12 protein-coding genes are annotated in these 12,126 nt (G+C 39.9%); 7 read left to right on the forward strand and 5 right to left on the reverse strand.

Translation table 11 applies throughout. From position 1 onward, the window contains the following. Positions 1-2 precede the first annotated feature (2 nt). Together IEX98_RS01160 and IEX98_RS01165 are read right to left on the reverse strand one after the other, a co-directional pair. Positions 3-620 (reverse strand): DUF2306 domain-containing protein, encoded by a 618-nt coding sequence (locus IEX98_RS01160; RefSeq protein WP_188887110.1) that lies wholly within the window; start codon positions 618-620, stop codon positions 3-5. A gap of 4 nt (positions 621-624) precedes the next feature. Further along, positions 625-1,668 (reverse strand): DJ-1/PfpI family protein, encoded by a 1,044-nt coding sequence (locus IEX98_RS01165; protein WP_188887111.1) that lies wholly within the window; start codon positions 1,666-1,668, stop codon positions 625-627. A gap of 212 nt (positions 1,669-1,880) precedes the next feature. On the opposite strand from IEX98_RS01165, the gene IEX98_RS01170 reads away from it, so the two are divergent. After that, positions 1,881-2,576, forward strand: coding sequence for a response regulator transcription factor (locus tag IEX98_RS01170; protein WP_188887112.1), 696 nt, complete (start codon positions 1,881-1,883; stop codon positions 2,574-2,576). Further along, positions 2,573-3,898, forward strand: a complete 1,326-nt coding sequence (locus tag IEX98_RS01175; RefSeq protein WP_188887113.1) for a sensor histidine kinase — start codon at positions 2,573-2,575, stop codon at positions 3,896-3,898. The genes IEX98_RS01170 and IEX98_RS01175 overlap by 4 nt, the downstream gene beginning before the upstream one ends. Before the next feature lie 87 nt (positions 3,899-3,985). Here IEX98_RS01175 and IEX98_RS01180 read toward each other — a convergent pair whose 3' ends face one another. Beyond that, positions 3,986-4,366 carry a DUF418 domain-containing protein gene (locus IEX98_RS01180; protein WP_188887114.1) on the reverse strand — a complete coding sequence of 127 codons (381 nt, stop codon included), beginning with the start codon at positions 4,364-4,366 and terminating at the stop codon, positions 3,986-3,988. Between the two features lie 356 nt (positions 4,367-4,722). Between IEX98_RS01180 and IEX98_RS01185 the strand changes: the two genes are divergently transcribed. The 3 genes from IEX98_RS01185 (at position 4,723) to IEX98_RS01195 (ending at position 9,011) form a co-directional block, all read left to right on the forward strand. Next, on the forward strand, positions 4,723-7,461 hold the full coding sequence (locus IEX98_RS01185; RefSeq protein ID WP_188887115.1) for an AAA domain-containing protein: 2,739 nt from the start codon (positions 4,723-4,725) through the stop codon (positions 7,459-7,461). 32 nt (positions 7,462-7,493) lie between these two features. Next, on the forward strand, positions 7,494-8,504 hold the full coding sequence (locus IEX98_RS01190; RefSeq protein WP_188887116.1) for a hypothetical protein: 1,011 nt from the start codon (positions 7,494-7,496) through the stop codon (positions 8,502-8,504). Between the two features lie 81 nt (positions 8,505-8,585). Next, entirely contained in the window at positions 8,586-9,011 is a 426-nt protein-coding gene (locus tag IEX98_RS01195) for a DUF6892 domain-containing protein (RefSeq protein WP_188887117.1), read from the forward strand. A 109-nt stretch (positions 9,012-9,120) separates the two neighbouring features. On the opposite strand, the gene IEX98_RS01200 is transcribed toward IEX98_RS01195, so the two are convergent. After that, the gene (locus IEX98_RS01200; protein WP_188887118.1) at positions 9,121-9,564 is read right to left on the reverse strand and encodes a hypothetical protein; all 444 of its coding nucleotides are present in this window, start codon (positions 9,562-9,564) and stop codon (positions 9,121-9,123) included. 121 nt (positions 9,565-9,685) lie between these two features. Here IEX98_RS01200 and IEX98_RS01205 point away from each other — a divergent pair, with 121 nt between their 5' ends. Continuing rightward, positions 9,686-10,048, forward strand: coding sequence for a hypothetical protein (locus tag IEX98_RS01205; protein WP_188887119.1), 363 nt, complete (start codon positions 9,686-9,688; stop codon positions 10,046-10,048). 80 nt (positions 10,049-10,128) lie between these two features. On the opposite strand, the gene IEX98_RS01210 is transcribed toward IEX98_RS01205, so the two are convergent. Next, positions 10,129-10,773, reverse strand: a complete 645-nt coding sequence (locus IEX98_RS01210) for a phosphatase PAP2 family protein (protein WP_188887120.1) — start codon at positions 10,771-10,773, stop codon at positions 10,129-10,131. 409 nt (positions 10,774-11,182) lie between these two features. On the opposite strand from IEX98_RS01210, the gene IEX98_RS01215 reads away from it, so the two are divergent. Beyond that, the gene (locus IEX98_RS01215) at positions 11,183-12,088 is read left to right on the forward strand and encodes a DUF2167 domain-containing protein (RefSeq protein WP_229691926.1); all 906 of its coding nucleotides are present in this window, start codon (positions 11,183-11,185) and stop codon (positions 12,086-12,088) included. Positions 12,089-12,126 lie beyond the last annotated feature (38 nt).

Genomic DNA, 12,126 nt, shown 5'->3' on the forward strand with positions numbered 1-12,126 from the left:
TTTCAGCTTGATTTTCTAGCTTTAATCATGAAGCTGGGAACAATCAGCAGCAATACAATAGAGCTATATATGCTTATCGTATAGCTGGCAGCATAGTCCACACCAAACCCTTCATGGAAGAGGGTGGTGATCAGATGAATTAGCATATTCGTAAAGCAAAACGCGTAGCTTCGGATCATCCAGTTGCGATGCTGAACGATTCTTTTCCTCTTGATCTGGACAAGTGCAGTAATGGTAACAAACAGCCAGATGAGATTAAGAGCGTTGAAGCCCATGCTGCTTATTTTTCCTCCAGTTGCGTAGGGGGCCATATATCCCGATGTCAGCACAACAAGCAATACGGACACGAAATAGATATAGCCGTTGGTACGGTGGAATTTGCGGCTTTTCTCAAAGAGACGATTGGAAAAGTTAAGCAGCCCTGACGCCATGGTGATACAGGCAAATGCAACATGCACATACATCACGTTTAACCAGACGGGTAGGTTAAGATCGCGTTTCAGTCCGATTTTCTGGCTTAGAAACGCCTTGGCTTCGGGATCAATGAGATAATTGTTCACTAGGGAATAAAGGATAATTAGAAACGTAATCCAAGCAAAAATAGTGTAAGGCTTCTTCATCTGATCAGATTACCTTCTTGCCCGTTAATTTGGATGCCGGCAGTATACCGGCCTTAGCGATCCCGGTCATATCTTCGCCTTCAGTTTCAACTTCGAACTTCAGATTCAAGCGCATCGGTTTCGTAATTTTCAGCGACCAGAGCAGTTTGTTGTCTTGAACTACAGGATTCAAGAAATCAACCGTTTCATTGCCTTGAGTTGCCTTACCCTGAATGATTCCATTGCTTGTTGTGATGGATAGCTTAACTTGAAGTTTCCCCACTGGCGTAGCGATCGTCGTATCCCAGTCGCCATCAAAGACAGAGGAAGTAGTGGCCGGGTTATGGAAGGTTACGCCCGATGTCGCGGTCTTCTTCGTGTCCATCCTGTCTGTTTCTCCGTTCTCATCAGCGGATTCCTGGTGTGCCCTTGGTGCAATTCCTGTCCGCTGCCAAACCGTTCCCCTTCGTTCGAATTCGAACAGCTGCTCTACCGCATGTGCGATACGCGGCCCAAGCTCATGCTCTACCAAGTATAAAGCAACATCAAGCCCCGAAGTTACACCTCCGCCGGAAATCAGATTTCCATCGTCTACTACGCGTGCGGCTACAGGAATAACTCCGGTTGCTCCCAGCACATCCATGCCCATATGATGAGTAACCGCCGTTCGGCCCTCTAGAAGTCCGCCCATAGCTAATAGCAGCGAACCTCCACATACAGTAGCGACGATGATATCAGGTTGCTTGAGTGCTTGTTGCATCATTCCGGTTAAAGCTGTATTCATGGCTCGTGCCAGAATAGCAGGAATAGATTGCGGACCGTTGCCTTGGACTTCACCAGATGCTCCAGGTACAACAATGATGCCTGCACGCTCCGGATTCAACTTGCCGCTTGCTTCAATTTTTAGACCGTTGATGCCGCTAGGGACAAGCCGCGGTCCTTCCGCGGTGACAAATTCGACATTCATTACACCGCCTGCCAGCATTTCCGCGGCACAAAATACCTCATAAGGCGCAATAGCATCCAGCAGATCAAAGCCGTCAAATAGTACAATTTGAACAGATTGCATCGTAATAGCCTCCTATGTCAGTGATTAGCGTCATATTGCTTCACAACAGAAGCATAACAACCAAATATCTCGAACGACGGTGCGAAAAAGTCACAAAATAATAAACAACTCATCACAAAACGAGACGGATTGTTTTTTCATTGAAAATAAATGATAAACTTATAGCGAAAATATACGTGAGCAGCTAGCATGGCTTAAAGGTGGCGTTTGATGTGGGTGAAGCAGTAACGGTTCTGGTCGTGGATGATGACCCAAGTATCGTTGAGCTGTTGAAGGATTTTTTGGAAAATGAAAATTTTGTGGTGAAAACCGCTTTTGATACCGTTCAAGCGCTTGCTGTATTCCGGCAGAGAAACGTTCATTGCCTGATTATCGATATTATGATGCCGGGGCTTGACGGTTTTGAGTTATGCAGGCGTATCCGCGCGGAAAGCAATGTGCCCATTCTATTCTTGAGTGCGCGCAGCGACGATGTGGATAAGATAAGGGGACTGACGCTTGGCGGCGATGATTATATTGTGAAGTCAGCTTCAATCGGGGAGATTGTAGCGAGAGTGAAAGCTGTACTTCGGCGCACCGGGTCTCATCATGAGAACAGAAGCAGTGTTCTGGACTTTGGACGGCTCCAAATTCATTTATCTACTCATGAAGTTTATGTAGACGGGCAAAGTATCTCGCTTACTCCGAAAGAGTTCGAATTGCTGCGCTCATTTGCGGAAAACCCGCGGTTTGTTTTTACTTATGACCAGCTTCTCGATAAATTTTGGGATGGCGTAGGTGACAAGCATACCATCCGCGTCCATCTCAGCAGGCTCCGTGAGAAAATCGAACAGGATCCGAATCAGCCAGCCTATCTGATTAACGTATGGGGTGTAGGGTACCGGTTCGAAGGCGGGAGGGTGAAATGAAAACACTTCGTATCCGCAAATTTACCCTGCTCAGTTTACTGTTCATCCTGACGGTGCCGTGGGTGTTTTTCGTTGCTGCCCATTATTTGCAGACGGGTACTTTAAGCTTAGGCAGCAACCGCTTGCATAATGAGACATTGCAGGAGGAATTTAACCGCATGATTGGCTTCATCGAAACAAACTCCAGTAATTGGGGCAGTGTTGCTTGGCAAAATCAGCTTCAAGCTCAATTACAGAACATGAATAGGGATGCGCTTATTCTGGATGCTTCCGATGGAATAATTTATAATTCCGATCCCAAGCGTCAACAGGCATTATCGCGTACGGAGCAATTTTCCATTATCGAGAACGGTCAACTGCTTGGCAGAATCGTTATATATGAGCCAAACACTAGCATAATCTCTATGCTTGCGATCATTACCGGGCTTTTACTTGGCTTTTTCATTGTGGGTGTCGAGATGCGGCGATTCATTCTCAAGCCGCTGGGCAGAATGAGCTCCGCTGCCAGACAAGTTGCTGCCGGAGACTGGGAGGTTCCGCTGCCCTCGTCCCGAATAACTGAAATTGCCGAAGTCAGGGATGCCTTCAAAGTGATGGTGGAGGGGGTTAAAGAAGCCAATCAAAAACAGCGAAAGCTGGAGGAAGAGCGCCGCTTCGTCATAGCTGCGGTTGCGCATGATTTAAGGACGCCTTTGTTCGCATTGCGAGGATATCTGGACGGTATAGCGCAAGGCATTGCCCAGACGCCGGATAAACTGGCGAAGTATGTGGCGGTCTGCAGAGAAAAGTCCGCACAGTTGGACCGTCTGGTGGAGGATCTGTTCACTTTTACTAAGGTGGAGTATTTGGAGGAGGAGCTGAACAGAAGTACAGTTGACCTTAGAAGTATCCTGCAAAATGCGATAGACAGCCTTCAGCCGCTAGCCGAAAAAAAGCAGATTTCCGTAAAGTTGAATCATACGGCTGAAGATATGAGAGTGAGTGGCGATCCGCACTTATTGGAGCGTGCTATAAGCAATCTGTTGGATAATGCCGTCAGACACACGCCTTCTGAAGGGCAAATTTTCGTTCAGTGCTCTAAGGGAGAGCATCAAGCAAAGTTCACCATTAAGGATACCGGGCCGGGTTTTAGCGCGGAGGAGCTTGGGCGCATCTTTGACCCTTTATATCGCGGTGAAGCTTCAAGAAATCGTTCCACAGGCGGAGCGGGATTAGGTCTGACTATTTCGCAGCGGATCATTAGACAGCATGGAGGAGAGCTTACTGCGCGCAATCATCCGGATGGGGGCGCTCTTCTGGAAGGCTGGATACCGTTAGGTTAGTTGACGGATGATCATATTCAGATTAACAGGCAAGGCCGCAAAAGGCAGAAAGGAGACTTAGCCAGTCTCCTTTCTGCCTGACGGGTGTTATCTGCCCCAGTAAGTGAATTTTCTCCAAGCCCATTCCAGCGGGCCCGTTTTGAAGCGGCTCAGCCACAGCTTACTAAACAGCATCTGCAGGGCAAAGATGACAATCGTGATCCCTAGCCCGGCAACATCGCTTACTTTACCGAACATCCCCAGACCGTAGCTGTAAAAAATAAAGGTGCATAGTACCGTTTGCATGATGTAGTTGGTAAACGCCATACGTCCAACATAGGAGAACGGATGGAGATATTTGCGCCACCGAGCCTTTTGAAATAGAATCGCGATCAGGCTCATGATGCAAATCGCTCCAAACGGCCAGGTAATAAATTTGAGCACCGCTGAACCTCCATCATCTGTAGTAGGTCTAACCTTTTGCTCCATCAGAATAGCAGTCCGGACTGTGCAGCAGCCATCGATTTTCCTTTCATTTCTAGTGGAATGCTTACATTATTGCAACCTATACTGTAATCTTCTTGAAAAATCCAGTATGGGAATTCATTTGTCATGCTGACTATATGCTGTATGTAGAATTATGGAATGATCGCTTGTTGTAATAGGTCATTAGATAAATCAATTTAATTTATGAGTGTATGCTCTTTAGTGTTGATAATAATTAGAATGTCTACGGCCCTTATTTTTCCTATATGCAGGTTAATAGTCAGGTTATGTCGAATACTGCATAAAAATGAAAATAGTATATAAATATACTTGAATTAATAATGATAGGGACGATACATATGGACGAACAAAAAGTTTTGATTTTAGTCGATCAGATCGACAAAACAAATGAAATTGAATATTACAATATACTAGAACAAATTGTAGAAATCAAATATAAGAATTCTGAAATAGAATATAAATTCCCCTCATCAAGGGTTAATATCATTAGGAATCCTGTTCAAGTAAATATTGAAAATCAAAAATTTATTTACCAAGGATTTCCGATACGAAATGTGAAATTTGTAATGAAGTTTGAAGGGTGGCTAAAATTTTTTTTCGAAGAACAGCATACTCGAATTTATTCTCCTTCCTTGATTCAAATAATACCTGAAGAGGATTCGTCCCGTCTGACAATTGATCCTATGGACTATTGGAAAGACATTTCACAATATACAACAATAGAAGATGATCTTGAATCGTTTTTGAAAAAACAGTTTTCTAAACTTAATGTTATACATCATAAAAGTGTACTAGCTTCATACTTGAACAAGACTCCTGTAGAAAAAACTAGTAAATTGGTTACTCCAATTATTTATCCATTTAAATTTAATTTAAGTCAAAAAGCAGCGCTTGAACAAGCGTTAAGCAGTAATATCTCTATTATTGAAGGGCCGCCAGGCACTGGGAAAACCCAAACGATTCTAAATATTTTAGCAAACTTAACCGTAATTCATAAGAAGTCTGTGGCTGTAGTTTCGGGAAACAATGCTGCCGTACAGAATGTTAGAGATAAGCTTGACGATAAAGGGTATGGTTTCATGGTTGCAGCATTAGGTAAGTGGGATAACAGGAAGGCTTTTTTTAACAACTTACCTGAGCCAGATGTGATAGGATGGGATTGCGAAGCTGAGGAAAAACAGATAGGTGAAACAATTAATGAGTTGACCCATAAATTAGAACGGTTGTTGTTACTCGCCAATCGTAAAGCTGAAATTGAAAGAATGATTTCCGCATATCGTCTGGAACAGAAACATTACCAGTTCCATAATGATGAACGCAACTTGGATGATATGAAGAGGTTGTTTTTTCGTAATCAAACAGCGGATACAATTATTTCATTTTTAGTCGATGAGTATTTTTTAGGTGAAAGGTCCTTCCGTTTTTTGCAAAAGGCAAAGTTACTGTTTAAATATGGTTTTTTTGATTTTAAGAAATTAAGAGAAGACAGATTAGAGTTAATTACACGCCTACAGACGAAGTATTATGAATCGAAACTCTCTGAACTGGAGAGAGAAAAGGATCAAATAGATAGAGAGCTTAAAAAAGAATCGTTTAAACCTCTTTTACAAGAGCATGAAATGTATTCAACTCAATTGTTTAAGAAAAAACTATTTGAAAAGTATCATGGTAAATCCAAGTATAAAGGGAATGTTAATAACTATAGGAACCGGATCGAGGACTTTTTGAAACATTATCCTATAGTATTAAGCACGACTCATGCATTGCGGTCTTGTATACCAGATGATTATCTCTTTGATTATGTGATAGTAGATGAAGCCTCTCAAGTAGATTTACTAACGGGTGTACTCGCCATGTCTTGTGCTAAAAGGATCATTATTGTAGGGGATACCAAGCAACTTCCTCAAATTGTTGATGAAAAGATAGAAAATAAGCTGAAAACTTCAGATGTTGAGGAACCCTACAATTATTTTAAACATAGTTTATTGTCCTCTATGTTTGCCATATACGGTCAAAACATTCCTAGAGCTATGCTGAAGGAGCATTATAGATGTAAACCTAAAATTATTGGGTTTTGCAATGACCAATATTACAATAACGATTTGATACCTATGACAACTGAAGAAGAGTCAGATGTATCGATTAGATTACACTACACGGCTATTGGCAACCACATGCGAAGAGTGACAGTGGGAAAAGATCGAGGTAATTTTAACCACAGGGAAATTGATGTAGTTAAAGAAGAAATTATTAAAGAGCTCCAGCTCAATGATGTTCCATTAAAAGATATCGGGTTCACTACTCCATATCGTTTGCAGGTAACAGAAGCAAATTCTCAATTGGAGCAGATTGAGATTGATACAGTTCATAGGTACCAAGGCCGAGAAAAACCGGTTATGATTTTGTCTACCGTGTTAGATCAAACTAAAAGCGGGAAATTCGGGAAGCAATTCGTGGAGAATCCAAACTTAGTTAATGTAGCAGTTTCTAGAGCTCAAAATCAGTTTATTCTTGTTACAGACCATTCATTATTTCGAAACTCTCGAAAAGATATCGGTGATCTTATACGCTATATTGAATACAATACGCTTCACGAACATATTACACAAAGTCAATTGATATCAGTTTTTGATTTGCTGTACTCTGAGTACTCAGATCGGTTGAACGGACTTCAGGCTCGATTAATTAATAAATCTAAATTTAAATCGGAAAATATTATTTGGCGTGTTCTAAGCGATTTAATGGAAGAAGATACTTATAAGTGTTTTACTTTCAGTATGCAAGTATATTTAAAAGATATATTTAAGGTAACAGATCAACTAAATGAAACGGAGAAGAAATATGTAAAAAACAGAGCTTCGTTTGATTTTGTTGTGTATGATGCAATAAATAAACAGCCGCTTTTGGCAATTGAAGTAAATGGCTTTAATTATCATCGGAACAACTTGGTTCAAACTGAAAGAGATAAACTTAAACACAATATTTGTGTAAAATATGATCTATCCTTTCTTCCTCTCCTGACTACTGGTTCTAATGAAATTATAAAAATTCGTAATAAGTTAAACGAGTTTTTATAAGTCTATTACTATGAAGTATTGGAGTTGAAGTGATGTTTATAACTGAACAGGAAAAAGGTTTGAATCTGAACCGTATCATGACTTTAATCCCTTATATTTTTGCTTACAGTATCTTCATATTGGAAGAAGATCGGTTTTCAAGATTAGCGGTATGTATAGCATTATGTATAATCTTCATAATAGTTGATGTACTAAAAGTTAACTATAGAGTTTATGGTAATTATAATAATAGTTATTCTGCTTTTTTCACTAGATGCATAATAGTTGTAATTTTGTTGTCTTCGTTAATAAATGATTATGCTTACTTTATATTTGGATTAGTTTCAATATCAATTATTCTATATAAAATTTTTGAATTCTTTGGTGACTATATCGAGAGAATATTGATTAATAAATCGGACATTCCATTGATAGTGGTTTTTATTATTAAATATATGTTTTGGGTAATTGGGTTTCTGGTGTTTGTTTTTTCGTTTTTTGGTTTTATTATTAGGTTTGTAAATTTATATCCGAACAATTCAATTTCGTCATTTTTAATGAAAACAGATGTTGGTATTATAACTAATGTTGGTGTAGTTGTTCTTTCTATATTAAATGCTATTTTTATTTTAGATTTTCTTTACAAATGGATTATTCGGAGTTTTAAATCTATTAGCTTTAATGTAATTAATCGAGTTCAGATTCAACTGTTATTTATTAAGATAGCTGTTATTATAAGTTTTGCAGATATTACTTACTCTCTATTGTATCTTGCATTCTCAGGTATAAAAATTGAAGAAGTAAACTCAATGCCGGCATTTGTAGTGTTATTAGGGAATTACGTTAAATCCTTTTACTATGCTTTCTGTCTTCATTTTTCCGCTACATTACCTACTACTTCCTTTTTTGTAGATATGGATTTAGCGGTAAAACAAAAATTCCCTCTTCAAATCATTCAATTCTTTCATTTCTGTCTAAATAAAATTATAGATATTACTGTGCTTGCTTATTCAGCAGGTGTTATTTTAAGGGCTCTTGGAATAACGAATGAAAAGAGTAAGTAATATTTCCCTTTATTTAAGCTTGATTTGAACTGGGAGAGGATCAACTAAACTTAAAAGAAATTATGAAATGAGGATAATGCCATGAATACCTATACGGATCACACGGGAATGTTTCAAGATTTTAACTTTAAACTGACAGTAATCGATGCATTGCTTGATCAAAATCCGGCATTTGAACAGGAGCTTGAACAGCTAAAATCAGATTTTACGGACAAGTATGAATGGTATACAGAGGATTCCGGTCCTATACCAGAAATTTTAGCGTTTTTTTCTAAGCTGCTGCTTGAAAAAGTGGATTTGGACAAAGTAACTGAACTGTGCTTTGATGGCGGAAATGAAATCTATCAAATCATTCAGCCTGATTGGGACGGGGAAGATGATGTCTTTGATATTCGGCATGTAGGCGGATTTGAGAACCTGGCAAATCTCAAGTCCGTTATCTATATCAGCATGTGCGAGGAAGAAGTGCTGAAGCCCATCATGGATAAAAATATTGAAATTAAATGAACATAAAAAAGAGGTTATTTCAATGCTGGCCGTAATGGCGGCCGGAGAAATAACCTCTTTTTTTTATTTGTTTGCACAACGGTTTCCGTTCGTTCAATTATTTGAAGTCTTAACTTAAATTCAGATCGAACCATCTGCAATATTGCGAAAGTAAAGATTCTTTAAGGTTGTCATCAATCATGTAGAGTGCCTTTTCCAATGAATGGTGATAAAACTCTAAAAAATCTGTCTCAATTGCTTGCAGCTTATTCATTAAGTCATCCCGTACATACTCGATATAAAACACTTTTTGTAAGTCTTGCTCTGACAAATCCTTTCTAAATGTGCCAGAATAATCATCAGACCAGACTCTTACCAATTTATTTGTAAATTCCAAAGTGGGGTATGGATCATGACCAAGCCATACTTCCTTTTTGAGTAGGACCGCTTCAAGCACTTTTCTCCAACCCTCAAGCCCGCAACAACAACTCGGAAATATTACTTTACTTTCAACCTCAAAGGCTAATCCACCACTTATTGCTACTTCTTCAATATGGATTTTGTATAACAGCACTAACTTTCCCCATGATTCAAACTCCTCACGATCTAATGTCTAGCAACTATTTCCTGCTTGACCCAATCCAAAACTATTAAATCCTCATATCTTATTGTATTAAATTCTCGGGGTGATTTATTTGTTCCAATTAAACGGAATCGTCGGCGGCAGGCTAACAAATATCAAGGTAGGTGGACGGAAAACTATTCTTCTGCAACAGATTGTGCTCGATGTGAAAAAGGGCCAAAAATTAATATTACGGGACATTAATTTCTTATTCAATAATGAAGCCTTCGCGATAAAAGTAGAAGCCCAGCCTTCACCTGGTACTTTTATTGCAAGAGGTGGCGCAGGCGATTTAAGACCCAATAAAATATTGTTTAATAACAATACAGGGGATGAGGTTCGTATCTTTTTATTAGTCAGTGCAATAAATACGGCACGTAATTCTAGAAGTTTAAGTCGCTCAGACAGCTGGCATTTAACCTTAACGAGACGTTAAATATCATACACAATTAGATTAAAGAGGTTATTCCAATGATGGCCGTAAGGCCGTCGGAGGAATAACCTCTTTTTTAACTGCTACACACTAGTAGTGAGCTGCTTGTCACGCCGCTGGTTGCGGGAAGCAACATAATGGACAAGCTGGTAAGTCACTTCTGCAAACAGAATTCCGCCAAACACATCGATGAGCGCATGTTGTTTGGTAAAGACGGTAGAAGCAATAATGAGCCACAGTAGGGTGTACATAAAAATTCGCACAGGCAGCTTGGCAGTCAGATCACGTTTTAGCGTAATGAACAGCAAGTAACTTGTTAAGCAATGGACGCTCGGAAAACAGTTATAGGGAGCGTCAGATTGGTAAATGAAATGAACAAGTCTGCTGGCCAAATCCGAACCCAACAAATCAGGACGTGGCACATAAGTAGGGAAGAAAAAGAACACGACATTGCAGGCCATGACGGAAATGTTATAGATCAATAAGGTCCGCCAATAAATATTGCGATTTTTAATAGCCAAATATAAAAAACTAAGATATAGAACAGGCATCCAGCTTATATAAGGGAAGATGAACCATTTGTTGAACGGAATCTTGGTATCAATCCAGAAATAATCCAGAAAAACGTCCGATCCGACCGTTCGTGCAATCCCCATATAAATAAACCCCTGAATAGGAATGGATAAAATACCTAGAAGGTGCACCCATTTATTCAACCATAATTTCATTATGCGCCCTCGCTTGATCTTCAAGAAGTTTTTTTCATTCTAAACGTTAAAGGCCCGCAGCACAACATACATTTATTACATTTTTTGTGTCGGTTTATAATCTTTTTCATGATGTCCGGAAGCCTAATCGGTTGAGTTTTAATTATAACTTAGAAGTGTGGGGAGATGATAGCTGGACGAAAGTCGGGGTCAACCTTGATTCGCCAGCATAGGTGTTGCAGTAAACATAATTTATGGATCAATTTTACTTTAATAGGTTGAAAAAGTATAAACTATACAGCAATCCCTGCCGATATAGATGTTTGTACTAGCAGAAATGGCATTTTACTCCAATGGAGAAGGAGCACCGTTTCAAAAAAAGAAAAGGGGATTAATGATGTATTTCTTCAAATCAATGAGTCGTTTCAAAATGGCTATGTTTACTATGGCAATTGCCCTAAGCATAGCTTCTTTACCATGTGTTGCTTTGGCAGAAGCCGTGGCAGAGACGGGAACCGAGCCAGAATTGTTGTGGGTAATTGGATCAGGGCAGAAGATTGAACTCGGCCAAATTGCACAGCTCACACTGAAACAAGATTATGGTTTCCTGGACGGAGAGAATACGAAACAATATGTGCGCAGCTATGGTTCTATTCCAAGTGAAAGAGAAATAGGCGCTGTTTTTCCAGCCAGTGAGGACCAGCAATGGGTAGCCTATTTTGAATATACAGATTCAGGACATATCGAGGATAAAGAGAAGGATAAAATCGATGCCGATGCTTTGCTGGAAAGCTACCGGAAAGGGACGGAGCAAGTTAATAAAGAAGTATCCGATGACAATAAAATGTTCGTAGACAGATGGTTCGTGGAGCCGTCCTATAACGAATCGCTGCACAGCCTTACTTGGTCTATCTTATTCCATGACATCAATAACGAAGATATTATTAACTATAATATCCGGATGCTGACGCGGGAAGGGTATGTATCCGCTATTCTAGTAAGCGATCCGGAGCATCTGGAGGCTGACCGCAAGGTTTTTGAGAGCCAGATCATCTCAAACTTTAGCGTGAAACCGGGAGAAACCTATAGCGACTTTGATCCGGCTACGGACAAGAAAGCGGAATATGGATTAACCGGTCTAATTCTGGGAGGCGTAGGGCTGCTTGCTGCGAAGAAGGCGGGTCTGATTGCTGTTATGGCAGTGTTTCTGAAAAAGTTTTGGTTTGTTATTATCCTCCCGTTCATGTGGCTGTGGCGTGTCATCCGGGGAAAATCGAAGAAGAATGAGGAGTCTGCGGCGGATGAGCCGTCTCCTAATGAAAACATCCCATCCTAAAATTCGGAGGCACATATTTTGAACCTATTTATAATACG

This window comes from Paenibacillus radicis (ex Gao et al. 2016), assembly GCF_014641555.1.
Lineage (GTDB): Bacteria > Bacillota > Bacilli > Paenibacillales > Paenibacillaceae > Pristimantibacillus > Pristimantibacillus radicis.